26 protein-coding genes are annotated in these 24908 nt (G+C 66.6%); 7 read left to right on the top strand and 19 right to left on the bottom strand.

Features of this window, described 5'->3' with window-relative positions; genetic code table 11:
• Positions 1-687, top strand: coding sequence for a PE family protein (locus tag BN972_RS02830; RefSeq protein ID WP_051544992.1), 687 nt, complete (start codon positions 1-3; stop codon positions 685-687).
• A gap of 5 nt (positions 688-692) precedes the next feature.
• Here the strand turns inward: BN972_RS02830 and mftG are convergent, their stop codons facing one another.
• The 7 genes from mftG to mftA form a co-directional block, all read right to left on the bottom strand.
• Positions 693-2132 carry a mycofactocin dehydrogenase MftG gene (gene mftG / locus BN972_RS02825; RefSeq protein WP_036352653.1) on the bottom strand — a complete coding sequence of 480 codons (1440 nt, stop codon included), beginning with the start codon at positions 2130-2132 and terminating at the stop codon, positions 693-695.
• A 9-nt stretch (positions 2133-2141) separates the two neighbouring features.
• Positions 2142-3557: a mycofactocin biosynthesis glycosyltransferase MftF gene (mftF, locus tag BN972_RS02820; protein ID WP_036352650.1), complete on the bottom strand. Its 1416-nt coding sequence runs from the start codon at positions 3555-3557 to the stop codon at positions 2142-2144.
• 24 nt (positions 3558-3581) lie between these two features.
• On the bottom strand, positions 3582-4328 hold the full coding sequence (gene mftE, locus BN972_RS02815; protein ID WP_036352647.1) for a mycofactocin biosynthesis peptidyl-dipeptidase MftE: 747 nt from the start codon (positions 4326-4328) through the stop codon (positions 3582-3584).
• A 173-nt stretch (positions 4329-4501) separates the two neighbouring features.
• A complete protein-coding gene (mftD, locus tag BN972_RS02810) occupies positions 4502-5677 on the bottom strand; it encodes a pre-mycofactocin synthase MftD (protein WP_036352644.1) in 1176 nt (391 codons plus the stop codon).
• A gap of 2 nt (positions 5678-5679) precedes the next feature.
• Positions 5680-6867, bottom strand: coding sequence for a mycofactocin radical SAM maturase (gene mftC, locus BN972_RS02805; protein ID WP_036352642.1), 1188 nt, complete (start codon positions 6865-6867; stop codon positions 5680-5682).
• On the bottom strand, positions 6864-7190 hold the full coding sequence (gene mftB / locus BN972_RS02800; RefSeq protein WP_036352639.1) for a mycofactocin biosynthesis chaperone MftB: 327 nt from the start codon (positions 7188-7190) through the stop codon (positions 6864-6866). The genes mftC and mftB overlap by 4 nt, the downstream gene beginning before the upstream one ends.
• Positions 7175-7264, bottom strand: a complete 90-nt coding sequence (mftA, locus tag BN972_RS02795; protein ID WP_036352637.1) for a mycofactocin precursor MftA — start codon at positions 7262-7264, stop codon at positions 7175-7177. Before mftA ends, mftB begins: the two co-directional genes overlap by 16 nt.
• 111 nt (positions 7265-7375) lie before the next feature.
• On the opposite strand from mftA, the gene mftR reads away from it, so the two are divergent.
• Genes mftR through BN972_RS02775 form a run of 4 tightly spaced genes read left to right on the top strand, consistent with a single transcriptional unit; the run spans position 7376 to position 10868 of the window.
• Positions 7376-7978, top strand: a complete 603-nt coding sequence (mftR, locus tag BN972_RS02790; RefSeq protein ID WP_080696669.1) for a mycofactocin system transcriptional regulator — start codon at positions 7376-7378, stop codon at positions 7976-7978.
• Positions 7975-9021 (top strand): DUF2332 domain-containing protein, encoded by a 1047-nt coding sequence (locus BN972_RS02785; RefSeq protein ID WP_036352634.1) that lies wholly within the window; start codon positions 7975-7977, stop codon positions 9019-9021. Before mftR ends, BN972_RS02785 begins: the two co-directional genes overlap by 4 nt.
• Positions 9022-9061: 40 nt before the next feature.
• Positions 9062-9613, top strand: coding sequence for an RNA polymerase sigma factor (locus tag BN972_RS02780; protein ID WP_080696668.1), 552 nt, complete (start codon positions 9062-9064; stop codon positions 9611-9613).
• Entirely contained in the window at positions 9606-10868 is a 1263-nt protein-coding gene (locus tag BN972_RS02775) for a VOC family protein (protein WP_036352631.1), read from the top strand. The genes BN972_RS02780 and BN972_RS02775 overlap by 8 nt, the downstream gene beginning before the upstream one ends.
• Before the next feature lie 32 nt (positions 10869-10900).
• On the opposite strand, the gene BN972_RS02770 is transcribed toward BN972_RS02775, so the two are convergent.
• From BN972_RS02770 to BN972_RS02735, 8 genes are all read right to left on the bottom strand, one after another.
• A complete protein-coding gene (locus BN972_RS02770) occupies positions 10901-12100 on the bottom strand; it encodes an NAD(P)/FAD-dependent oxidoreductase (RefSeq protein ID WP_080696667.1) in 1200 nt (399 codons plus the stop codon).
• Between the two features lie 14 nt (positions 12101-12114).
• Positions 12115-12933 carry a mycofactocin-coupled SDR family oxidoreductase gene (locus BN972_RS02765; RefSeq protein ID WP_036352627.1) on the bottom strand — a complete coding sequence of 273 codons (819 nt, stop codon included), beginning with the start codon at positions 12931-12933 and terminating at the stop codon, positions 12115-12117.
• A 182-nt stretch (positions 12934-13115) separates the two neighbouring features.
• On the bottom strand, positions 13116-13922 hold the full coding sequence (locus BN972_RS02760) for an SHOCT domain-containing protein (RefSeq protein ID WP_036352624.1): 807 nt from the start codon (positions 13920-13922) through the stop codon (positions 13116-13118).
• A gap of 275 nt (positions 13923-14197) precedes the next feature.
• Positions 14198-15388, bottom strand: coding sequence for an elongation factor Tu (gene tuf / locus BN972_RS02755; RefSeq protein ID WP_036352621.1), 1191 nt, complete (start codon positions 15386-15388; stop codon positions 14198-14200).
• Positions 15389-15549: 161 nt separating this feature from the next.
• Positions 15550-17655 (bottom strand): elongation factor G, encoded by a 2106-nt coding sequence (fusA, locus tag BN972_RS02750; protein ID WP_036352618.1) that lies wholly within the window; start codon positions 17653-17655, stop codon positions 15550-15552.
• A 73-nt stretch (positions 17656-17728) separates the two neighbouring features.
• A complete protein-coding gene (gene rpsG / locus BN972_RS02745) occupies positions 17729-18199 on the bottom strand; it encodes a 30S ribosomal protein S7 (protein WP_036352615.1) in 471 nt (156 codons plus the stop codon).
• Positions 18199-18573 carry a 30S ribosomal protein S12 gene (gene rpsL / locus BN972_RS02740; protein WP_007767794.1) on the bottom strand — a complete coding sequence of 125 codons (375 nt, stop codon included), beginning with the start codon at positions 18571-18573 and terminating at the stop codon, positions 18199-18201. The genes rpsG and rpsL overlap by 1 nt, the downstream gene beginning before the upstream one ends.
• Positions 18574-18873: 300 nt before the next feature.
• Positions 18874-19518 carry a TetR/AcrR family transcriptional regulator gene (locus BN972_RS02735; RefSeq protein ID WP_036352608.1) on the bottom strand — a complete coding sequence of 215 codons (645 nt, stop codon included), beginning with the start codon at positions 19516-19518 and terminating at the stop codon, positions 18874-18876.
• A 225-nt stretch (positions 19519-19743) separates the two neighbouring features.
• Between BN972_RS02735 and BN972_RS02730 the strand changes: the two genes are divergently transcribed.
• Both BN972_RS02730 and BN972_RS02725 read left to right on the top strand, forming a co-directional pair.
• Positions 19744-20121: a DUF3060 domain-containing protein gene (locus tag BN972_RS02730; protein WP_036352605.1), complete on the top strand. Its 378-nt coding sequence runs from the start codon at positions 19744-19746 to the stop codon at positions 20119-20121.
• Between the two features lie 56 nt (positions 20122-20177).
• On the top strand, positions 20178-20660 hold the full coding sequence (locus BN972_RS02725; RefSeq protein ID WP_036352602.1) for a DUF3060 domain-containing protein: 483 nt from the start codon (positions 20178-20180) through the stop codon (positions 20658-20660).
• Positions 20661-20665: 5 nt separating this feature from the next.
• On the opposite strand, the gene BN972_RS02720 is transcribed toward BN972_RS02725, so the two are convergent.
• From BN972_RS02720 to BN972_RS02705, 4 genes are all read right to left on the bottom strand, one after another.
• The gene (locus tag BN972_RS02720; RefSeq protein WP_036352600.1) at positions 20666-21454 is read right to left on the bottom strand and encodes a crotonase/enoyl-CoA hydratase family protein; all 789 of its coding nucleotides are present in this window, start codon (positions 21452-21454) and stop codon (positions 20666-20668) included.
• Positions 21451-22179, bottom strand: a complete 729-nt coding sequence (locus BN972_RS02715; RefSeq protein WP_099051043.1) for a PaaX family transcriptional regulator C-terminal domain-containing protein — start codon at positions 22177-22179, stop codon at positions 21451-21453. The genes BN972_RS02720 and BN972_RS02715 overlap by 4 nt, the downstream gene beginning before the upstream one ends.
• 15 nt (positions 22180-22194) lie before the next feature.
• Positions 22195-23133: a crotonase/enoyl-CoA hydratase family protein gene (locus BN972_RS02710; protein WP_036352597.1), complete on the bottom strand. Its 939-nt coding sequence runs from the start codon at positions 23131-23133 to the stop codon at positions 22195-22197.
• Positions 23134-23254: 121 nt separating this feature from the next.
• Positions 23255-24883, bottom strand: a complete 1629-nt coding sequence (locus BN972_RS02705) for an acyl-CoA dehydrogenase family protein (protein WP_036352596.1) — start codon at positions 24881-24883, stop codon at positions 23255-23257.
• Between the last annotated feature and the right edge of the window lie 25 nt (positions 24884-24908).

Below are 24908 nucleotides of genomic sequence, written 5' to 3'. Positions count from 1 at the left end.
ATGTCTTACGTAATCGCTGCAACGGAGTATGTTGCCGCCGCAGCAATGGATTTGGCCAATATCGGCTCAGCGATCAGTGACGCGAGCGCGGCGGCGGCCAGCCCGACATCCGGCGTGCTGATCCCGGCGGGTGCCGACGCGGTGTCGGCGGAGATGGCCGCGTTGTTCGGTGCGCACGCCCAGGCTTTTCAACAGATCGCGGCGCAGGCGGCGTCGTTCCACGACCAGTTCGTGCATCTGATGAACCTCGGGTCGCAGCAGTACGCCCTCAGCGAGGCCGCAAACGTCTCGAGCATTCAGAGCGGCACGACCAACTTGCCCCAGCAGACGCTCGGACATTCGGTCCTGGGCGAAGGCGCCCATGCGGCGCCGGCGGCCGCGGCAGCGGCGCCAACAATGACTATCAGTCCGGCGGCAGCTGGACCGGTAGGCTCAGCGATCGCACCGGCGGCTACGCCGGTGGGATCGGTGGGGTCGGCAGTAGCGGCGGGATCGGCGGGGTCGGCTAAGCGTCAGCCAATCCCGTCGCTACCGACGAGCCCTCCTGAGTCAACTGAAGTACAGACGGCAGCGGTGTCCGCGCTGCCGGCGCCGCTCGCGGCGCGAGCCGCGGCTGCGGCGGCCCCGGCAGCTCCGGCGGCTCCCCGGTTCGAAGCGACCGGCGAGTCGGCCGCGGCCGCCGGCTGAGGGGCTCACCCGACGAACTCGGCCGCTCGATGTCCGAGCATCACGATGGTGGCGTGCGGTCCCCGGCTGGGAACCAGCGGCAGGATCGAACCGTCGATCACCCACAGGCTTTCCAAACCCTTTACCCGACAGCGGCAGTCGACGACGGCGTGCGCGTCACCGTCGAGACCCATTGGCGCGCTGCCGCATAGATGTTGGGATGTCGACCACACGGCTGGCCCGATATGGGTTGCCGTAGTGCACAATTCGCGCGCCAGATCGCTACCTGCGCGCAGGGCAGCGACATCGCCTGGCGCACTGTCGTAGTGGTGCTGGATCCGCGGCGGCACACCGGGTTCGGGAGACACCAGGGTGATGCAGCCGCGCGCCGTAGGCCGCATGAGCGCCACACCGATGTGCGGCCAGTCCCGGTGACCCGGCGTTCCGTCTCCCGTCATTGCCACGAAACCACCTGTGTATGGCCGAATTTCGACGCCATCGCTGGTGCTGAGCACCAACTCCAGCACCGGTCGGTTCACGGCCACGTCCCAGTCGGTGGGCATCACCCATTCCGGGTGGTCACTGCAGTTCCTCCCGACCGGCAGCGCCGCAACAACTTTCACGCCGGCGGCGGTCAACACCGCCTCGTCCCCGACGCCCGACAACATCAGCAGATGGGCCGACGCTATCGCACCGGCGCACAAGACTATTCGGTCTGCGGTCAGGGTAACCGGGCCGCTGGGTCCGGTTGCATCGACCCCGGTGGCTCTCGCTTTGTCGAAACGCAGCCGCAGTGCCCGGGTGCGTGCCATCATGGTCAGGTTCGGCCGGCCCAGCGCGGGCAACAGGAAGGCCGCCCCGGGGCCGGTGCGTACGCCGTCGACGATGTTGAGGGGCACGGGACCCACACCCGACGGCAGGTCGGGACCCACGTCGTTCAAGTCGGCGATCCAATCGAACCCGGCGCGCTGAGTGGCCTCGAGGAACGCGGCGCTGGCACCGGTCATGTCCGGTGCGCGCCGCACCGGGATCGGCCCCGCCCCACCGTGCGCCGGGGTGTCGAAATCGAGGTCCGTTTCGATGGCCCGGAAGTGGGGCACGACGTCGGACCAGGCCCACCCTGGCAGCGCCAGCCGGTCGAAGTCGGCGGGCAGACCGCGGCAGAAATAGCCGCCGTTGACAGCCCCCGAACCGCCCAGCGTCGCGCCTCGCACCAGCGGCAGCTGCCGCGCCGGATGGTCGGTCAGCGTAGTCAGATAGCGCTCGGCCAGACTGCTGCCCGCCCCGATCGGCAGCTGGAAACCGTTGCGGGTACGGGACAGCAGCTCGGCATCCTCGAGACCAGGGCCGGCTTCCAGAACCGTCACCCGGCACCGTAAGTCGGCGGAAAGGCGTTCGGCCACAACCGAACCGGCACTGCCGGCGCCGATGATCAAGACATCGCAATGCCGTTCGGCTGCGGACAAGGCGAGCCGTTATGTCCGAATCTGTGGCTTGAGCGCAGAGATGTTGCGTTCCCGCAGCACTCCGTACCAGAGCCCGATTCCGTAGGCCAGGTCGTCGACGCGCTTGAGCAGCAGGAAGGTGAACAACCCGATCGGTTCGGCATCGCCGTCCACCGCGTCGCGGCGGCGCAGCCAGTCGGCCACCCCGTCCACAATGGCGGCGATCACCACGACCCGCCGGAATTGCCGAAAAAAGATGGCGGCCAGCAGCGCCAGTGGCCAATAGTGCCGACAGATCGCCGACGCCAGTTGCAGGGCCGCCGACCACAACCCCCGAGTCGCCACCACCGCCACGTCCCACAGCGACGTTTCGGCCCCGTCCATCGCCTTGGCGACCCGGCGGCCGGTCGCCAGGGCAATCACGATCGAGGCCAGCTGGGCCAGGCCGGAGCCCAGCGACACCAGGATCCAGGCCGCCAGCGCCCAACCCGAGATCACCACCGGCGCGGTCTTGTCGGGGTGCCGCACCGACAGCGGCGCCGCCGAGCCCCCGTAGAACGCCTTGCGGGCGATCCAGTCCCGGAGCTCGGTGCGGTGATCGTGGGCGACGAGGGCAATCGGCTCATACCGCAGTCGGGCGCCGGCTTCCACCAGCCGCCAGCACAGGTCGACGTCCTCACCCGACTGCAAGGTCTCGTCGAAACCGCCGACCTCTCGGATGGCCGCCGTTCGGCACACGATCGCGGCGCTGGGCACGTAGGACACCGAACTGTGTGGCAACACCGGCGCCTCCCGCAGACCTAGGTCCAGCGACGAGTGCACGGCCTCGTAGCGGGCGATCACGTTCTCGCTCTGGGCGAGGCCGACGATGCGCGGCGCCACCAGCGCGACCGTCGGATCGCAGAAGTGCCCGAGCAAAGCCTCCAGCCAACCCCGCCGAGGTGCGACGTCGGAGTCCAGGAACGCGACGTAGTCAGTGGTACAGGCGGCCAGGCCGGTGTTGCGCGCGGCGGCCGGACCTTTGCTGCGGACGTGATGCAGCACTTCGATGTCGCAGTGGGCGCCGGCGAAGTCTTCCAGTTCGACGGGTGGCGACGAGCCGTCGTCGACCACGATTACCCGCAGGCCGCGCAGCGAAGACACCAGGCGCCGCAAACCAATCAGGTTGTCGCGCACCGGTATAACGACGGTGACGTCGCGGTATGACGGGCCTGTTGCCGGGCGTGGATGGGCCACCGTCGCGTCCAGCAGGGTGCGAGCAAGCTCGGCGCTGACCTCGTCACGGACTTTCAGGCGACCGTCGGAGAGCATGCTTTGCGCCGCCGGGGCCAGCCGCAGCAGCCTGGTCGGCGAACCACCGAGCAAAGCCCTGCCATCGCCGAGCACCCGCACTCGACGATCGACCTGCACCGCAAACCCGTCAGGAAGTCGGGTCTGGGTGGTCAACGCCGCTCCTCCTCGATGCGCTCGTCATGACAGGACCCCCCCGGGTCCGGGTACCCACCGGCAAATTCGACCAAAACAATCGTCGACCATCTCCGCAAAAATCCGACTCCCCTCGGCCGCGGTGGCCGTGGTCGGATCCCCCAGCACGCCAATCTCGCTTACCGCCGCGATCCCGCCGCGGCGCATCGACGGTAGCAACTCGTGCAGCGGCGCAGCATTGCCCACGAGAAATCGGTCGCTTTGCACATCGCCGGGCGAAAGGTGCAGCAACACGGATGTTTCGGTATGGCCCGCATGGGCGTCCGCGCCGGCTGTGGAGCATGGACTCCACGCGGCGTCGCGACCTTCCGATCGAAGCAGCGCCGTGGCGCGGCTCAACGCCTCCACGTTGCCGCCATGACCGTTGACGAATACCAGTCGATTCGCCCAGCAGGCAGCCGAGCGACCATACTCCACCAGCAATGTCGTCAACGCCGCCGCCCCGATGGAGATCGTTCCCGGGAAGCTCTGGTGCTCGCCGCTGGCACCGTAGGCGATGGCCGGCGCGACCAGCCAATCCTGCTGGGATTGCGTGTCCAATCGCGCGGCCACGGCCCGGGCCACTGCCGTCGCGATCCTGGTGTCGGTGTCCAACGGCAGGTGCGGGCCGTGCTGTTCGGTGGACCCGAGCGGAATCAATATTGACGCGGCGGTGGATATCGAAAGTTGCCTCGACGTCACACAACCCAGTTCGCCGAGTACGGGCACCCGCCGATGGTAAGACGAATTCACCTGGCGTGCACCAATTGTTGCCCTACCAATTGAAATTATTTTTCGCGTCGTCGGAGCGCGAGCAAAAAACATTGCTCGTTTGCCACGGCTGCACCGCCCGTACCAAACTCGGCGAATAGCTCATTCCCGGAACAACGTATATGTGGTATGTCCCGCGGCTACCCGACGGACGCTCAGCCCACACCCAATTCGCGGGTGAACCCGTCGGGAATGAGAATGTCGTCCGGGCGCAAATCGTGAATCGACGAATGGCCCAGCCCCATCAGTGCCGAGTCGATGCCGCCGCGCAGAATGTCCAGAACGTTTTCGACCCCGGCCTGTCCGGCTGCGGCCAGGCCCCACAGGTAGGCGCGGCCGATCATCACCGCGCGCGCCCCCAGCGCCACCGCCTTCACCACGTCGCTGCCCCGGCGGATGCCACCGTCGAGCAAAACCTCGACCTGCTCGCCGACGGCCGCCGCGATCGCCGGCAGGGCGCGAATCGAGGCGGGCGTCCCGTCCAGGTTGTTGCCGCCGTGGTTGGACACCGAGATAGCCGAAACACCGGCATCCACAGCTCTTTTGGCGTCATCAACGCGCATCACGCCCTTGAGCATCAGGGGGCCACCCCAGAGTTCGGCCAGCCAGGCGATGTCTTCCCAGGTGGGCGGGGGCGTCCCCATCCACTCGCCGTAGGCGGCGAAGAAGGGCGGACCGGGCTCACCGCGGCGGCCTTGGTTAGGCACCCGCAGGTCCGGTGGTCGCATCGTCTTGCCGAACTTCCACAGCCACCGGGGCTTGGTGATCGCCTCCGGGGACAGCCGCAAAATGGTTTTCAGGTTCATCTCTTCGGGGATCTTGGGGCTGCCCCAGTCGCGCCCGTGCGAGAACGTCCAGTCGGTAGTCACGATGATGCCGACCGCCCCGGCCTGCCGCGCCCGCTCGACCCGTTCGGCGATCGCGTCCCGGCCCCCCAGCCAGTAAACCTGGAAAAAGAGCTTCGGATTGGCGGCGATGACCTCTTCGATGGGCTTGCTAGCAAACGAGGACAGCCCCATCGCCGTGCCCCGGGCGGCCGCGGCCCGCGCCACGGCGACCTCGCCGTCCGGATCAACCGCCTGGACGCCGGTCGGCGAGATCAGAACGGGGAAAGAAATATCCTGCCCCAGCACGGTGGTGGACAGGTCCCGCTTTTCGCTGGCGCCGACGACGTGCGGCGCGAAGCCCAGTTCGCTGAACGCGGCGACATTGTCGGCGACGGTGATGCCCTTCTCACTCGCCGAAATCAGCGATGAATAAACGGACTTCGGCAGGCGCCGCTTCGCGCGTTGCTGAGCGATGGCGACGGTTTCGAACCAATCGTCGGCCATGGCTATACGGGGCTCTCGTTGCACAGCCTGGCCGGTGGGTGCGCCGGCGGCCTCATTGACAGGGTCAGCGGCACCGGCGTGCTGATCCGCTTGCCGCGCGAGTGGTCGACGCGGGGCCGGGGTGTGTCACGCTCGTCCGCCAAGGCGGGCGCACCGTGACCCTGAACGCACTCCGGGTCCGGACCGTCCATCGGCAGCCCGGTGAAGAATTTCGCCGCCATGCAGCCGCCACGACAGCTGTCGTAGTGGCCGCAGCTACCACAGGCCCCAGCGGACTGCGGCTCACGCAATTCGCGGAAGAGCGGGGCATTCTTCCAGACATTGTCGAATCCGCCGTCGGACAACACATTTCCGGCCAGAAACCGGTCGTGGATGGCGAACGGGCAGGCGTAGACGTCACCGACCGGGTCGATCAGGCAAACCACCCGGCCGGCGCCGCACATGTTCAGCCCGGCCAGCGCGCCGGAGGAGCCCAGCGGCGCCAGGTGAAAGAAGGAGTCGCCCGTGAGCACCCGCTCGCCCTTGGCGACCAGCCAGTTGTAGAGCTCGACCTGTTGGGCGGCGGTGGGGTGCAACTCCTCCCAGGTGTCCGCCCCGCGCCCGGACGGACGCAGCCGAGTGATGCGCAGCGTGGCGCCGTAGCGGTTGGCCAATGCGGCGAAGTCGTCGAGTTGACCGACGTTGTGGCGCGTGACCACGACCGAGATCTTGGCGTCGGTGAAGCCCGCCTCGGCCAGGTTCTCCAGCGCGCGCAGCGCCATGTCGAAAGACCCGACACCACGCACGGCGTCATTGACTTCCGCCGTGGCACCGTCCAGTGAGATCTGCACGTCGACGTAGTCGCTGGCGGCCAGCCGCACGGCGACCTCCGGGGTGATGCGGACACCGTTGGTCGAGAACTTGACCCCGACGTGGTGTGCGGTGGCGTAATCCACCAGCTCCCAAAAGTCCGGGCGCACAGTCGGTTCGCCGCCGCCGATGTTCACATAGAACACCTGCATGCGTTCCAGCTCGTCGATGATGTCCTTGCACTGACGGGTGGACAACTCGCCCGGATCCCGTTTGCCCGACGACGACAAGCAGTGCACGCAGGCCAGGTTGCAGGCGTACGTCAGCTCCCAGGTCAGACAGATCGGCGCGTCGAGCCCGTGCTCGAACTGCTCGATCAGCGACGGTACTGCTGCGCTCATGCACCCTCCTGAGGTACCAACATGCTCGAGCCGGCCAGCACGCCCAGCGCGTGCAGGTACGGCCCCTGGTCGGGATCGGCGATACCCGCGGCGCGGCACGCCGAGCGGACATCGGGGTGGTCATCCAGCGACTGCACCACGGCCAGGATGGCGCGGTTCTTCAGAAACGACAGCTTGCGAGTGCCGAAGTGATACAGCAGCGCCCCGAACGGTTCCGGGCGAACCGCCACTTGTGGATGCAGTCGCCAGCCGCGGTCCGGATCGAACACGGCAGGTTCAACCGGCACGGTCGCAGGCGTGGTCAAGCTCAGTAGACCCCGCACATGCCGTCGATGGAAACCTCTTCCACCAGCGTCTCGGTGACGAGCTCGGTCTCGGTCTGGTTTTCGTTGTCCATGCGGATTGCCTTTCGTGAAACGGGCTCGACAATGATGGGTGGTGCTGGTCACATCTCGTAGTCTGGGTCAGAATATGGCATCGAGTGCCGAAATGGAAGGGGCGGGTTCTGATGCTGCACGAGTCGCGAGTGGGTCGGCGCCGCTCGACGACGCCGCACCACATCACCGACGTCGCCATCGACCTATTCGCCGCCCGGGGTTTTGCCGACGTCAGCGTCGACGACGTCGCCCAGGCGGCCGGCATCGCCCGGCGGACGCTGTTCCGGTACTACGCCTCCAAGAACGCCATTCCCTGGGGCGATTTCGACACTCACCTCGCCCAGCTGCGCGACCTGCTCGACCACGTCGACCCGCAGGTGCCGCTGCGGGAAGCGCTGCGCGGAGCGCTGCTGGCATTCAACACCTTTGACGAGTGTGAATCGCTGCGGCACCGGAAACGGATGCGGGTGATCCTCGAAACTGCTGAGCTGCAAGCTTATTCGATGACAATGTACGCCGGTTGGCGGGAGGTGATCGCCGGATTCGTGGCTCGTCGATCGGGCGTGAAGGTCACCGACCTGCTGCCGCAGACGGTCGCGTGGACGATGCTCGGGGTGGCGTTGAGCGCGTACGAGCACTGGCTCGGCGACGAGTCGGTCGCGCTGACCGAAGCAATCGGCAATGCATTCGACGTCGCCGGTTCCGGGCTGGACCACCTTGGCGAGCCGCATTGAGCGATATCGACCATTTGCTGCATACCCTTCGCGCACAGGGACGGTTCTGCGCGGGGTCGGGGTCGCCAATGTACGGCGAGCTGTTCGAACTGATCGCCGAGGACGTGCAATCCGGCGGCGTCTTCGCGCACATCCTGGCCGGCCACCGAGACGCCCCCGCGGGCCAAGCGGTGCCGCTGCGCCTGGTCGGCGGGCTGCACCGGATGGTGCTCGACGGCCGAGCACCGCAACTGCACCGGTGGTACCCCAGCGTGGGCGGCAGCTGGGACGCCTCGGGCTGGCCAGAAATTCTTCTGGTTGCGGGCCGCCACGCCGAGGTGCTGCGCGCGGCGCTGGAACTGCCCCCGCAGACCAACGAGGTGGGCCGGTCGGCCGCGCTGATCGGCGGCCTGTTGCGACTCAATGCTGAAATTAACTTGCCGGTGCGGCTTTTCGAGATCGGCTCGAGCGCGGGATTGAATCTGCGGGCGGACCACTACCGCTTCGGATATGCGGGCGGCGAGTGGGGACCGGCCGACTCTCCGGTCCTCATCGACGACGCCTGGCATGGGCACCTGCCACTGGGCGGCGCGGTGCACATCGTCGAGCGGTGTGGCTACGACATCGCGCCGATCGATATCACCGGGGCCGACGGGGAACTGAGCCTGTTGAGCTTTGTCTGGCCGGACCAACATGCCCGGCTGCATCGACTGCGCGGCGCCATCGCGATCGCCCGCGACGTACCGGCCCAGCTGGAGCGCCGGACCGCGGCCGAGGCCGTCGCGGGACTGACCCTGTCCGAGGGTGCTCTGACGGTGCTGTGGCATTCGATCACCTGGCAGTACCTGTCCCGCAACGAGCGCACCGTCGTTGCTTCCCGGATCGACGAGTTGGGCGCGCGGGCAGGCGCCGACTCTCCCTTCGCGCACCTGACTATGGAGCCGGCTCAAGACGGGCCCGGGAGCCCGTTGAGATTCCTGGTGCGCGTCGCCTGCTGGCCGGGCGGCGAGCTGCAGGTGCTGGGCGAATGCCATGCCCACGGGCCGCCGGTGAACTGGCACTGACGTCACGGTTGGCAACTTTTTCGGCGCAGCCCGTTGGAAAATGATCCGCCGCAACGACGATAGAAGTGTGAGCGCCCAACCGGACCGCCATCGCGACATGCAGCGCACGCTGTTGGCGCTGTATGACGAGGCGCTGCCGACGGTGTACGGCTATTTCGCTCGCCGGTGCGCGGATCGCGGGACCGCCGAGGATCTGACGTCGGAGACGTTCCTTGCGGCGTTCCAAACCGCCGGTGCGCAAAGGGACGATCCGCCGCCGATCGGGGTGCCGTGGCTGCTCGGGGTGGCGCGGCACAAACTGGCCGACCACTACCGGGGCCGCCAGGATCCGGTGCCGGTGGCAGAACCGCCCGAGCCGCTCGGCGGAGCCGACGACTGGGATACCGAGCTGGATCGGCTGATGGCCGAGAACGTGTTGGCAAAGCTGAGCGAACCGCACCGGGCGGTGCTGGTGCTGCGGTACATGGACGACTGCAGTGTGGGCGAATGCGCGGAGTTGCTCGGGCGCACCGTGCACGCCACCGAGGCCCTGCTGATCCGTGCGAAAAAGGCGTTCAGAAAAGAGTATCCGGAAGGAGGCAGCCATGAGTGAGCGCGATCCGCTCAGCGTGCTGCACGCCGACGACCTTCCGGTACATCCCGATCCGGCGTTCGCCGCGCGACTGCGGCGCCGCCTGGAGGCGATGCTGTCGCTACCTCCCCAGACCCTCGGAAGGATCGATATGACCAGCCAAACGGTAGCCGAACCCGACACCAGGGAGATCCCGCGACCGGCCGCCCAGCCGTATCTGTGCGTCGCCGATGCGCGAGCCGCAATCGCCTGGTATACCGACGCTTTCGGCGCGGCGGTGGTCGGCGAACCGATCGTAATGGAGGACGGGCGAATAGGGCACGCGGAGCTCGAAATTGCCGGCGGCGTCCTGTATCTGGCCGACGAGTTCCCCGAGCTCGGCTTGAAAGCTCCTTCGCCCGAGGCCGTTTCGGTCAGCCTGATGCTGCACGTCACCAACACCGATGCGGCACTGGGGCGCGCGCGGTCGCAGGGCGCGACCGTCACGCGTGACATCTACGAGGCCCATGGCTCCCGCAACGCGACCATCATCGATCCGTTCGGCCATCGCTGGATGCTCAGCGGCCCGTTGGGTGCGCCGGTCGAGGGCATCCGTCATGGTGACATCGGCTTCATCTCGCTCGCGACTCCCGATCCCGAGCGTGCCGCGGCGTTCTACCAGCACGTCCTGGGCTGGACCTATGACGCGGCCTCCCGCCGCGTCACGAACACCGACCTACCCACTGGCATTCACGCCACCGAGGATCACCCGACCCTGTTCTGCTGCTACGCCGTCGAGGACATCGAGGCGGCCCGAGCGGCGATCGCCGAGGCCGGTGGGGCCGCGGACGAGGCGCAGCAAACCCCACATGGGACCACGGTGGACGCGACCGATGTCCACGGCATGGCGTTCGCGGTCTTCGACGCGGCAGCGGCCTCAAAACGACCGGAGCTCAACGGCTCTGGCCCAGGCGAGCTTGCATATGTGACATACGAGGTGCCAGATTCCGGCGCGTTCCGTGACTTCTACGGCCGAGTGCTGCGGTGGACGTTCGAGCCCGGCCGGGTCGAGGACGGCTGGCAGGTGCGGGAGGCGCATCCGATGTCGGGTGCCGCCGGTGGCAGCTCGCACGCCACGACGGTCCCGATGTGGACTGTTGCCGATATCGACGCGGCCGTCTCTCGGGTCCGGGAGGCCGGTGGCATCGTGCTGGCCGAACCGTCACGGCAGCCGTACGGACTGACCGCCGAATGCACCGACGATCAGGGTGCCCGGTTCTACTTGGGCCAGTTCTGACGGTTGCGTGGATTGCGCGTCTGCTCACCCGGTTAAGCCAGCATCTCCGTGATTGGGGTGGCGGCGGCGATCTTGCCGCGCACCTTCATCACCTTGCCGGGCAGTCCGCCACCGACCACGCCGACCAGCACACCGTCGCGCTCGTAGTAGGCCAGGAATTTGCGCCCGTCGTCCTCGATCAGGTGCACGGTGTCCGTCGCTTCCGGCTCGCCGAGGCACTGGATCTTGATGTCGTACTGGTCGCTCCAGAAATAGGGAACGACGACACTGGTCGGTACTTCGCGACCCAGCATCGCTGGCACCACGACCCGAGCCTGATCGGCCACGTTACTCCAATGTTCAACGCGCGCTTGATGTCCCGTTGCATCCCGCCAGGAGGCCACGTCGCCGAGCGCCCAAACATTCGGTGCGCTCGTCCGCCCCGCCTCGTCACAGACGACGCCGTTGGCGACCTCGATGCCGCTGCCGGTCAGCCAGTCGGTCGCCGGATGTGAACCGATACCCACGACGACGAGGTCCGCACTGATCTCGGTGCCGTCGCTGAGCACCACTGAGTCGACGTGTCCGGTACCGCGCACCTCGGCGACTCCGAGCCCGGTACGCACGTCGACACCCTCGTCGCGGTGCAGCCGTGTCACCAGTTCGCCGATCTGTTCGCCCAGTACCGATGCCAGCGGTGTGGGCTGCGGTTCGACCAGGGTCACCTCCACACCCAGACCGCGTAGGCTCGCCGCCACCTCGCAGCCGATGAAACCGGCGCCGACGACCACGGCCTTCTTCGCCGAGCTCGCATGGGTGCGCAGCGCCATGCACTCGTCGAACGACCGCAGCACCCGGATGCCGTCCAGATCCGGGAAACTCGGGATGCGCCGCGGCACCAGGCCGGTGGCGATGACGAGCTCGTCGTAACCCAACGAGGTTCCGTCGGCAAGTGTCACGGTTTTCGCCGCGGTGTCGATGCCGGTGGCCGCGGCCCCCAGCCGCAGGGTGATGTTTTTCTCGTCGTACCATTCGCGCGGTTTGAGGGCGACGTCGTCGACCTCGGCGCGCAGCACTTCCTTGGACAGCGGCGGCCGGTCGTAAGGGAGGTGCACTTCATCGCTGACGATGGTGATGGGGCCGGCGTACTCGGCCCGGCGCAACTGCTCGGCAGTCCGGGCCGCGGCCAGGCCGCCGCCCACGATCACGATTCCGTTGTTGCTACCGTCCGTGGTGGTCACGTGGTCGTTCATAGCACGGTAGACAATCAGTACTTCAAGGCGCCCTTGTCGACGTGGATCTGCTGGCCGGACAGGGTGCCCGACCCGTCACCGGCCAGCCAGACGACAACGTCGGACACCTCTTCGGGCGACATAAAACCCTTGTACTGCATCGGCATTGGCGGGAAGCTGTGCACGAAGCGAGGATGCTTGGCGAATATCTCCATCATCGCCTCCGGTTCGATCATCGGTGTTTCGACCGAGTAGGGGTGGATGGAATTGACCCTGATGCCGTATTCGCCGAGCTCGATGGCCAGCGTGTTGGTAAGCGCGGTCAGTCCGAATTTGCTGGCGGCGTAGTGTCCGTTACCCGGCGTGGCTTTCAGCCCGGCCGAGGAGCTGACCACCACAATCGAGCCGCCGTTACCGGCCTCGATCATCGCCGGGATCGTCGCCCGCAGGGTGCGCCAGGTGCCGGTCAGGTTGACCCCGATGACGGTGTCCCACTGTTCGTCGGACAACTCCCAGACCCGGCCCCAACCCAGTACGCCGGCATTGGCCACCACGATGTCCAGCCGGCCGAACTGTTCCACGGCGTCGGCCACCAGCCCGCGCTGTGCCGCGTCGTCGCGGATGTCCACCTCGCGGGCCAACACCTTGCGGCCCTCGGCCTCCACGGCTCGGACTGTCTCGGCGAGGTCTTCCGGAGTGGCAGGCGGGTAGGTCACGGTGTCCGAGACCGGTGCGCAGATGTCCGACGCGACGATGTCGGCGCCTTCCCGGGCAAGCCGCACCGCATGCGACCGCCCCTGTGCGCGTGCGGCGCCGGTAATGAATGCCACCCGTCCCTGCAGTGATCCAACCACGTGCTGTCCTTTCGCCGCTGTCAGGCTAGCAGCGAAACTGAAACGTGTTCTAGTTGCCCCGCGGGGCTGTGCGCCAGCCCCGCCGCGAGCCTCGCGAACCGAACCGGGCTGCGATATTTCGCGTCGAATCTCGCAGCCTGGTTCGGTTGGCTCGGTCAGCTCCGGCCGGGCTATGCCCGCGGCTAGATTTCGGCGATTATCTGTGCCCGCCGGCTGGCATATTCCTGGTCGTTGAGCGCACCGCTGGCGCGCAGTGACTCCAACTCCTGCAACCGGTCCCCGATCGAGGCCTGCGGGGCGGCCGGCGCGGCGCCGGCGCCGGCCTGCTGCCGCTCGGCTGCCCGTCGGACGACGGCCTGGATCTGTTGGCGCAGCGCCGGGTTCGACCGGATGTCCACCATGCGGTTGAGCGGGATGTTGTTGGCCTTGAGGATCTGCAGGATCTCCATCAACGGTTCGGCCTGGCCACTCAGATCGTAGGTCTGGTTGTCCTCGGCGAGGGTGAACTGGGCCGGCACCAGCCCGTTGACCAATGCGCTTCGCTCCCAGTCGATTCGGTACTGGTTCGTGGTGGGATCGACCACGACCACCACTTTCCGGGCGGTGAGGTTGCCCAGCCTCGTCACGCTGGCAATGACCCGGTCCTCAGTGTCGAACGGTGCGATGCCGGGGCCGGAGATGTGCAGGTGCACTTTCACCATCGGCTGATCGTTGATCCGGGTACCGGTCTCGGTGAGGCCGGTGATCTGCGCCAGCGCCAGTACTCCGGACTGTTCGAGCTGCTCGTTCTTGGCCGAGGTGTTGACGCTCCAGTAGGTCAACCCGATCGCAACCAGCACGTCGACGACGGTGACAAGCAGGCCGACATAGAACATCCACGACAGCAACTCGCCGAACCCCAGCGTGAAGTACACGATCAGGAAGATCGGCCCGACCAAACCGCCGCACAACAGCACCAGCAGCTGCATTTTGATGTACCGCGCCAGCATGTGATTCTCTCCTCGTGTAGGACGAAAGTTGATTCACATTAGCCCGCACGCGGCGGCTACCGGTCACAACAATCGCACGTGGCCGGGCAAACCGAACAACTTTCCAGCCGCAGCAAGGCGGACGGCGGCCGCTACGTCGGGTCCTGCGCGTATCGCCGACCAGACGGCGGCCGCCCGCCCATGGACGAGCAGACGCAAAAGCCCCCGACACGCCGGGCGTGCGGGGGCTTTCGCGTCTGGGCGGCCGGGCGTGGCCCGGCGAACGCTGTCAGAAGTTACTTGATGATCTTGGTGACCCGGCCGGCGCCGACGGTGCGGCCACCCTCACGGATCGCAAACCGCAGACCGTCGTCCATGGCGACGGGCTGGATCAGCTTCACCGAGATGTTGGTGTTGTCACCGGGCATCACCATTTCGGTGCCCTCCGGCAGCGTCACCACACCGGTCACGTCCGTGGTGCGGAAGTAGAACTGCGGACGGTAGTTGTTGAAGAACGGCGTGTGCCGGCCGCCCTCGTCCTTGGACAGGATGTAGACCTGGCCCTCGAACTCGGTGTGCGGCGTGGTGGTGCCGGGCTTGATGACAACCTGACCGCGCTCGACGTCCTCACGCTTGACACCACGCAGCAGCAGACCGACGTTGTCACCGGCCTGCCCCTGGTCAAGCAGCTTGCGGAACATCTCCACACCGGTGACCGTGGTCTTGGTGCTGGTCGGGCGGATGCCGACGATCTCGACTTCCTCGTTCACATTGACCACGCCGCGCTCCACACGACCGGTGACAACGGTGCCACGGCCGGTGATGGTGAAAACGTCTTCGACGGGCATCAGGAACGGCTTGTCGGTGTCACGGACCGGGTCCGGAATCGACTCGTCGACCGCGTCCATCAGGTCCTCGACCGACTTGACCCAGGTCGCGTCGCCCTCGAGCGCCTTGAGCGCCGAGACCCGCACGACCGGGGCTTCCTCGTCAAACTCCTGGGCGGCCAGCAGCTCGCGGACCTCCAGCTCGACGAGCTCGAGCAGCTCCTCGTCGTCGACCGCGTCCGACTTGTTCAGCGCGACCAGGATGTAGGGCACGCCGACCTGACGGGCGAGCAGCACGTGCTCACGCGTCTGAGGCATCGGGCCGTCCGTGGCGGCGACCACCAGGATCGCGCCGTCCATCTGGGCGGCACCGGTGATCATGTTCTTGATGTAGTCGGCGTGGCCGGGGGCGTCGACGTGCGCGTAGTGACGCTTCTCGGTCTGGTACTCGACGTGCGCGATGTTGATCGTGATACCGCGCTGACGCTCCTCAGGCGCGTTGTCGATCTGGTCGAACGCCTTGGACTCGTTCAGGTCCGGGTACTTGTCGTGCAGGACCTTGGTGATAGCCGCGGTCAGGGTGGTCTTGCCGTGGTCAACGTGACCGATGGTCCCGATGTTGACGTGGGGCTTGGTCCGCTGGAACTTCGCCTTCGCCACTTCTGTGTCCTCCTGGACTGTTGGTGCTTATAAAAGCAGTGTTGATTTTTTCTGAAATTTTGCCGCGGTACTAACCGCGTCAGCCTACTCGCAGGGGCCGGACTACTCGCCGGTCGCCTTCGCGTTGTCCATTGCTCGGCTCCTCACTCGTAGGCTCACGCCTACTCGCCCGTCGCCTTCGCGATGATCTCCTTCGACACGTTCGCCGGCACTTCGGCGTACGAGTCGAACACCATGGAGTAGTTTGCCCGGCCTTGTGTCTTGGACCGTAGGTCGCCGACATAACCGAACATCTCCGACAGTGGCACGTGCGCTTTGACCACGCGCGCGCCGGCCCGCTCCTCCATGGCCTGGATCTGGCCACGGCGAGAGTTCAGGTCGCCGATCACGTCACCCATGTAGTCCTCGGGTGTGGTGACCTCGACGGCCATGATCGGTTCCAGGATCACTGGCTGGGCTTGCGCGGCAGCCTTTTTCAGCACCTGCGAACCCGCGATCTTGAACGCCATCTCCGACGAGTCGACCTCGTGGAAGGCGCCGTCGAGCAGGGTGACCTTCAAGTTCACCAAGGGGTAGCCGGCCAGCACGCCGTACTGCATGGCGTCCTGCGCACCCGCATCCACCGACGGGATGTACTCCCGCGGGATCCGCCCACCGGTGACCTTGCTCTCGAACTCGTAGGTGGCGCCGTCTTCGCTGGTGAACGGCTCGAGGTTGATGATGACCTTCGCGAACTGACCCGAGCCACCCGTCTGCTTCTTGTGCGTGAACTCCACGTTCTGCACCGGACGCTTGATGGTCTCCTTGTAGGCAACCTGCGGCTTGCCGACGTTGGCCTCGACCTTGAACTCGCGGCGCATGCGGTCCACCAGGATGTCCAGGTGCAGCTCGCCCATGCCGCCGATCACGGTCTGGCCGGTCTCCTGATCCAGGTGCACCTTGAAGGTGGGGTCCTCCTCGGCGAGCTTCTGGATCGACAGGCTCAGCTTCTCCTGGTCGCTCTTGGTCTTGGGCTCGATAGCGACCTCGATGACGGGATCGGGGAACGTCATCGACTCCAGCACGACCTGGTTGTTCGGGTCGCAGAGGGTGTCGCCGGTGGTGGTGTCCTTGAGCCCGATCACCGCGTAGATGTGACCGGCCGACGCCGTGTCCACCGGGTTCTCCTTGTTGGAGTGCATCTGGAACAGCTTGCCCAGACGCTCCTTCTTGCCCTTGGTCGCGTTGATGACCTGTGAGCCGGAGTCGACCTTGCCCGAGTACACCCGGACATAGGTCAGCTTGCCGAAGAACGGGTGTGCGGCCACCTTGAATGCCAGCGCCGAGAACGGCTCCTCGGTCGACGGCTTGCGGGTGACCTCTTCCTCTTCGTTGCCCGGAACGTGGCCGGTGGCCGGCGGCACGTCCAGCGGCGAGGGCAGGTAGTCGACGACGGCGTCCAGCATGGGCTGCACGCCCTTGTTCTTGAACGCGCTGCCGCACAGCACCGGGTACGCCTCGGAGCTGATCGTCAGCTTGCGGATCGCACCCTTGATCTCGGCGATCGTGAGCTCTTCACCGCCGAGGTACTTTTCCAGCAGTTCCTCGTCGGTCTCGGCGACCGCTTCGATCAGCTTGGTGCGGTACTCCTCGGCCTTGTCGGCCAGGTCGGCGGGGATCTCGACGGTGTCGTAGGTCTCGCCAAGCTTGGTCTCGCCACGCCACACCTTGGCGTTCATCTCGACCAGGTCGACAATGCCCTCGAACTCGCTCTCCGAGCCGATCGGCAGCTGGATCGGGATCACGTTGGCGCCGAGGCGCTCCTCCATGGTGCGCACCGAGAAGTAGAAGTCCGCACCGATCTTGTCCATCTTGTTGACGAAGCAGATGCGGGGCACGTCGTACTTGTCGGCCTGCCGCCAGACCTGCTCGGACTGCGGCTCGACACCCTCCTTGCCGTCGAACACCGCGACCGCGCCGTCCAGAACACGCAGCGAGCGCTCCACTTCCACGGTGAAGTCAACGTGTCCGGGGGTGTCGATCAGGTTGATCTGGTGGTCTTTCCAGAACGTCGTGGTAGCGGCGGAGGTGATGGTGATACCACGCTCCTGCTCCTGCTCCATCCAGTCCATGGTGGCGGCACCGTCGTGCACCTCACCGATCTTGTAGCTGATGCCGGTGTAGTAGAGGATGCGCTCGGTGGTCGTCGTCTTGCCGGCATCGATGTGCGCCATGATGCCGATGTTGCGGACCTTGCTCAGGTCTGTCAGAACGTCCTTCTGTGCCACAGAAGTCTTCCCACTCTTTCGTTGCTTGTCAGTTCGCTAAGTGTTTGCGCCCAGCGTGTTCAGCTGGTGCCCGTCACCAGCGGTAGTGCGCGAAGGCGCGGTTTGCCTCGGCCATCTTGTGGGTGTCCTCACGCCGCTTGACGGAGGCGCCCAGGCCGTTGCTGGCGTCCAGGATCTCGTTGGCCAGACGCTCGACCATCGTCTTCTCCCGGCGCTGCCGCGAGAAGCTGACCAGCCAGCGCAGTGCCAACGTGGTGGACCGGTCCGGACGCACCTCGACGGGCACCTGGTAAGTCGCACCACCGACGCGGCGGCTACGCACCTCCAGCGCGGGCTTGACGTTGTCGAGGGCGCGCTTGAGGGTGATGACGGGATCGGTGCCGGTCTTGTCGCGGGCCTGCTCTAGCGCACCATAAACAATGCGCTCAGCCAGCGATTTCTTCCCCTTCAGCAGAACTTTGTTCACCAGCTGGGTGACCAGCTGCGACCCGTAGACCGGGTCGTTGACCAACGGACGCTTGGGCGCGGGCCCCTTGCGCGGCATTAGCTCTTCTCCTTCTTGGCGCCGTAACGGCTGCGAGCCTGCTTGCGGTTCTTCACGCCCTGGGTGTCGAGCGAACCGCGGATGATCTTGTAACGCACACCGGGCAGGTCCTTAACCCGGCCGCCACGCACCAGCACCATGGAGTGCTCCTGCAGGTTGTGGCCCTCGCCCGGGATGTACGCCGTGACCTCAACCTGGCTGGTCAGCTTCACACGGGCGACCTTCCGAAGCGCCGAGTTCGGCTTCTTCGGAGTGGTGGTGTACACGCGGGTGCACACGCCACGGCGCTGCGGGCTGCCCTTCAGGGCCGCGGTCTTGACCTTGGCGACCTTGTCCCGGCGACCCTTGCGGACCAGCTGCTGAATGGTTGGCATCTACCGGCTTTCTGTGTTGTGCGTTCGAAATGGGTCTGGCAAAAGTTCCTGTACTGCAGTTATGCCCCTCCCCGGAATAACCGAAGTACCCCGAGGTCGGGCGTGTCGCATGCGGTTGCCCGGATCCGAATCCGTTGCATCGTGGACACGCGAATTCGCCCGGCTGTTTACGCCCCCAAGTTCAGGCGCCGTAGGCCGCCAGGCACGAGGTACCACAATACCTGGCACGGGTCAGGCAGGTCAAAGCGGTGGAATCCGGTCCCGGAGAGGCGCAACCGGCGGCCGCAGCAGCGGCGCGGACTAGGACCGGTCCGGTGCCGGCGCGGTGCGCCGGTCCATCCCGGCCGCCAGCCGCAGCACCATGTCGGTGAACACCGCGTCGGTGTCGATTTCGTCCATCACTCCGGTCATTTCGAGCAACACGAACCCGTGCAGGGCCGACCAAAATTCCAGCGCGGCGTAAAACGCCTCTTCGCCGTCGAGACCGTAGGACGACAACACCGCGATGACGGGCGCGGCCGCTCCCCTGGTCGCCTCCGCGTACTCGGGGTCGTCACCGCCCAGCGGCATCCGGGTGAACGCCGAGTACCGGCCGGGGTGGTGGTGCGCGTAACTGCGGTAGGCGCCGGCCATCACCAGCACGGCGTCGTCTCGGGCACGGCCCTCCCCCACCCGGTTGAGCATCGTGATGATGTCGTCGATCACCCGGATCCGCACCGCGCGGCGCAGGTCTTCGAGACTGTCGACGTGGTTGTACAGCGATGGCCCCTTCGTGCCGAGCTGCGTCGCCAGCGCGTTGATCGTCAACGAATCCCAGCCCTCGCGGTCCAGGAATGTCAGCGCGCCGTCGACGATGCCTTCGCGGCTCAGCTTGGCCTGCCGGACGCCGGCTTTGGCTCCCCGCGGACGGCCACCGGCGGACGGTGGTTCCGGTTGAGCTGCCATGACGCTTCGCCCTTCGGTTGGATTACCGGCCTGGGTCAACTAATGACTCTAGTTGACTGGCTCCGGCGGACCGGACGCGGCGCGCGTGGCAACCGGAACGACGGCCGATCGGTGTCGGCGGAAAATGTGCAAGGGACTGTCCTCCCACGGGCAAATACACGTAATCTCAGTCGAGGTCTCCATCAGTGCCAGGAGCCGTCACCCGCCCAATGAACGGGGGCCACAGTGAAACGGACAACCGCTGTAGGGACGCTGGCTGTTCTGGTCGCCGCCCTCGGTGCCGCACCCGCGGCCCCGGCACCGTTGGCGCAGGCCAAAAACGGGGACACGCATATCACCGGGCAGGGCTTGGACACGGTCATCGACTGCAACGACGCCACCCTGCTGGTCAACGGAACCAACAACACGGTCACCGCGAAGGGCACCTGCTGGGCGGTGACCATGATGGGCAGCTCCAACACCGTCATCGCAGACACCGTCATCAACGACATCACCGTGTACGGCTACGACGGGACGGTGTTCTTCCACAACGGCGACCCGGTCATCTGGGATCGCGGCCGAGAGTTGGGCATGACCAACCGAATTGCACGAGTAGGACCCTGAGCCACCTAGCCGTCGATCGGCAAACCACCGCAGGCAAAACCGGGAGGAACAAAACCGTGCGTGTCAATATCCCTGCACTACGTATCGCTGCGGCGGCCGTCGCCGTGGCCACGCTCGGGCTAACCGGTTGCAGTTCGACGGCCGGACCGCCCGCGGGCTCCACTTCCACCACCTCCTCGACCAAGTCGTCGACGTCGGCGACCAGCAGCGGCACCGCCGAGCCGTCGTCGTCGGGCAGCGCGACCACCACCGCGTCGGTGGAGATCGGCAACACGCTGACCTACGGCTCGATGGGCACGACGGCCACCCTGGATTGCGCGGACGGCAAGTCGCTGAACGTGGCCGGGTCCGACAACACGCTGACAGTGACGGGCAGTTGCGAATCGGTGCGCGTCCTGGGCAAGGGCAACAAGATCACCATCGACAAGGTCACCAGCAAGATCACCGTCCTCGGCCTCGACAACACCGTCACCTATAAGGACGGCGAGCCGAAGGTGGACAACGTCGGCGGCTCGAGCAACGAGATCAAGAAGGGCTGACGCCCCTACTTGCCGTTAGCGTTCCCGTTGGTGGCCGGTGCGCCGTGCCGGCCGGCGCCGGCAGCGAACCGGCCCGCGCCCTCGAGTGCCTCCCCGGCCACCCGGGAGATGCTGGCGAATTCGAGGTCCATCGCGGCGGACTCGGGCAACCCCCACTGGTGCAGCGCCGACAGCCGGTCAGAGCGCAGGCACTGTTGCGGCAGGGCCGCGAGTTGGGCCGCCAACTCTTGGGCCGCCTGAAGGGCTTGGCCTTTGGCTACCACCCGGTTGGCCAGTCCGATGGCCAACGCCTCGTCCGCCTTGACCGCGCGGCCGGTGAGGATCAGGTCCATCGCGCGGCTGTGCCCGATCAGCCGGGGCAACCGGACGGTGCCGCCGTCGATCAGCGGTACCCCCCAACGGCGACAGAACACCCCGAACACGGCGTCCTCCTCGGCTACCCGAAGGTCGCACCACAGCGCCAGCTCCAGGCCGCCCGCGACGGCGTAGCCGCTGACCGCGGCGATCACCGGTTTGGACAACATCATTCGTGACGGCCCCATCGGGCCCGGGCCGGTGCGGTGCACGCCGTTGGCCTGCGGGGTGCCGAAGGCCTTCAAATCGGCTCCCGCGCAAAAGGTTCCGCCCTCACCGCACAGTACCGCAACCGACGCGGATTCGTCGCGGTCGAACTGGTCGAACGCGGCGTAGAGCGCGGCGGCCGTGGGGCCGTTGACCGCGTTGCGCGCCTCCGGCCGGGTGATGGTCACCGTGGTCACCGGACCGTCGCGCTCGACACGCACCAGATCACTCATGTCGCCTCCTGTAATTGTTGTTCCGCCACATCGCGGCGTTCCGCGAGTTCGGTGGCGAAGTCGTGGTAGGCCGTGCGCAACCGGGCGCCGGGCCAATCAGCCGGCAGCAGTTCGTCGGGGAGCATCGGGTCGGTGAGCAGGTGGCGCACCATGGCGGCGGCTACCGTGAATCGCTGCGGAACGCTTGCCGCATCGGCAATTTCGTCGAGCAGCCGGTGCCCCACCTGCGCCCACTCGGTCAGGTCCCACAGTTGCCCGGCCAACGCGGTCGGGGCGTCGTCTCGTGCGTGCAGTACCCGCACCCGGGCCAGCACATCGGGGTCCAGGACGAGGTCGAAGTTGTCCGGGCGCATCCAGACGCCTTCCCGTAGCTCACCGAACCGCTTGCTGTGCATATGGTTTCGCAGGTTGGCGCGGGCGCGCGGGTCGGTGCCGACGCTGGTGACGACCACGACGTGCCAGGACCCGTGCCAGACCCGGGTGGGCGGGCGCATCGCCTCGTCCTGCCGTCGCTGGCGAGCCAGCAGCCGATCCGAGAGGCGGTAGCCGTCGGCGGACCGGACCAGGTCACCGGCGCTGACCATGCGGGTCAGCGCCACTCGCAGGGTCGGTTCCTTGATACCGAAATCGGCAGTCAGCCTGATCAATTCGGCCGCACTGGCCCAGGCCGGGTGGGCGCCCAGCAGCACGCTGAGCACCACCGACCGTGCGGTCATGCGGGCCAGCGATTTAGGCATCTGCTACACCTCGGACGCTTTTCGGCCGTAATCACCGAACGGCTCGTCGCGGTGCCGGACCGCCTCACGGAACCCGTGTTCGACCGCGTCGGCGACAAACGCATGCCCCTCGGGAGTGTGCCGAGCGACGCCGTCGAACACGGTGCTGACCATCCGGCTGGTGGCGACACCTTGTTGCAGCAGAGGGGCGTTCAACGCGAGCTTGATCATGATCAGCTGGTTCACCGGCAGGGCCGCGATCCTGGCCACCAGCCGTTCGGTGCGCTCGTCGAGATCCTCCGGGTCGGGGGCTTCAACCGCCAATCCCCATTCCGCGGCCTGCGCTCCGGTGATGCAGTCGCCGGTGAACAGCAATCGTTTGGCGCGCTGGTCGCCGAGCCGGTGTGCCCATAGGCCAGCGGCCGGCACGCCCCAGACCCGGGTCGGGGGGTAACCGATCTTGGCGTCCGCGGCCGCAATCACCTGGTCGGCGTGCAGCGCGATGTCCGTGCCGCCGGCCACGCAATAGCCGTGAATCTTGACCACAGTGGGTTTGTCGGCATGCATCAGGCTCGAGAAACCCCGCACGAACCGGCTCATCATCTGGTAGTCGATCATCGGGTCCCACGGCTGGTTCGGCAAGTGGTTGACACCCTGGGTCTTCCCGTCCAGCACCGTGCCGCGGTAGCTGCCCTCACCGCCCGCCGAGCCGGTCCGATCGGCGTAGGCGGACAGGTCGAAGCCCGCGCAGAACCCTTCGCCCCGACCGGAGACCAGGATGACGTGCACGTTGGGGTCGAGATCGGCCCGCTCAACCAGCGCCGACAACTCCAGCGGGGTGTCAGCCACGATCGCGTTGCCCTTTTCAGGCCGGTTGAAGGTGATACGCGCTACCCGGTCGGTGACCTCGTAGGTCATCGTTTTCAGGTTGTCGAAATCAACCGGCCTGATCGCGTGGGTCATGGGCGCCGCTCCTCCTCATCGCTGACGCTCTGCATCGTCGCCGCGCGGGTCATTGCGCCGCTCCTCCTCATCGCTGACGCTCTGCATCGTCGCCGGGGCGGTTGGTCGTCGCCGGCGCGGGTCATCCCTTAACTAGAGCACGCTCAAGAATCGGCGCGAGATCCAGACCGGCCGGCATCGTGCCGAACGCTCCACCCCACTGCCCGCCGAGGCGGGTGGCCAGGAACGCCTCGGCAACAGCCGGATGCCCGTGCCGCACCAGCAGCGAGCCCTGCAACGCCAGGCAGATGTCCTCGGCAACCTTGCGGGCACGGTATTGGATCGTTTCCAGAGCGGCGAGCTGCTCGCGCAACCGCGCGACGTGCGCATCCTGCCGGGCATCCTGACCGGCGCTCTGCGCCAACTCGTCGAACAGCACCTCGACTGACTCCGGTCGAGTGGCCATGGCGCGCAAGGTGTCCAGCGCGCTCACGTTGCCCGAACCTTCCCAAATCCCCATCAACGGGGCTTCACGGTAGAGCCGCGGCATACCGGAATCTTCGACGTATCCGTTGCCGCCCAGGCACTCCAGGGCTTCGGCGGCATGCGGGGTGGAGCGTTTGCACACCCAGTACTTGCTGGCCGCCAGCCCGATGCGCCGCAGCAGCGCCTCGCGCTGGTCGCCGCGAACCGCCCTGTCGGTGGCACCGGCCATCCGCATCGCCACGATCGTCGCGGCCTCGGCCTCGACGGCCAGGTCGGCCAGCACGTTGCGCATCAGCGGCTGGTCGATCAGGTACGCGCCGAAGGCCTTTCGGTGCTGCGCGTGGTAGATGGCGCGGGTCAGGCCGGTGCGCATGCTGGTGGCACTGCCCAGCGTGCAGTCCAGCCGGGTGAGGTTGACCATCTCGATGATGGTCGGGACACCGCGGCCCTCCTCGCCGACCAGCCAGGCGGTGGCGCCGTCGTACTCGACCTCGCTGGACGCGTTGGCGTGGTTGCCGAGCTTGTCCTTGAGTCGTTGCAGGAACATCCGGTTGCGGGTGCCGTCGGGCAGGATGCGCGGCAGCATGAAGCACGACAGCCCACCCGGCGCCTGAGCCAGCACGAGGAAGATGTCGCACATCGGAGCGGAGGTGAACCACTTGTGGCCCCGCAGGCTGTAGGTGCCGTCTCCATTGGGGGTGGCCTCGGTGGTTCCGGCCCGCACATCGGAGCCACCCTGCTTCTCGGTCATCGACATGCCCGCGGTGATGCCGGCTTTGGTCGCGGCCAGCTTGAGTTCCGGGTCGTATTCGCGACTCGTCAACAGCGGCTCGTACACCGCGGCGAGTTCCGGATTGAATCGCAGCGCCGGGACGACGGCGTATGTCATCGAGATCGGGCAGATGTGGCCCGGCTCCACGGTCCATACCGATGTCTTGGCGGCCCGCACCACGTGCGACCCCGGCCGATCGTCGGCCCAGGGTGCTGCGTGTAGGCCGTGGACGATGGCCGTGCGCATCAGCTCGTGATAGGCGGGGTCGTATTCCACTTCGTCGATGCGGTGCCCGACACGGTCGTGGGTGTGCAGCACCGGACGATTGCGGTCGGCCAGTTCGCCCCAGCGCTGGGCCTGCGCGCTGCCGTTGATGGCGCCGAGTTCGGTCACCTCGTCCACGCCCCATTGGCCGCCTTCGCGGATCAGGGCTTCCATCAGGACCGCCGAGGTGGCCGGGTTGTGGTTCTCGAGGGGCGGAACCTGGTTGGTGACGACGTGCGTATCTGGCATAGCCCTCATGTTACATTTTCCCGAC

It is taken from the genome of Mycobacterium asiaticum DSM 44297 (assembly GCF_000613245.1).
In the GTDB taxonomy this organism is placed as follows: domain Bacteria; phylum Actinomycetota; class Actinomycetes; order Mycobacteriales; family Mycobacteriaceae; genus Mycobacterium; species Mycobacterium asiaticum.
Note: the sequence above shows the minus strand (reverse complement) of the source record. Positions and strands in the feature narration are given on the sequence as shown.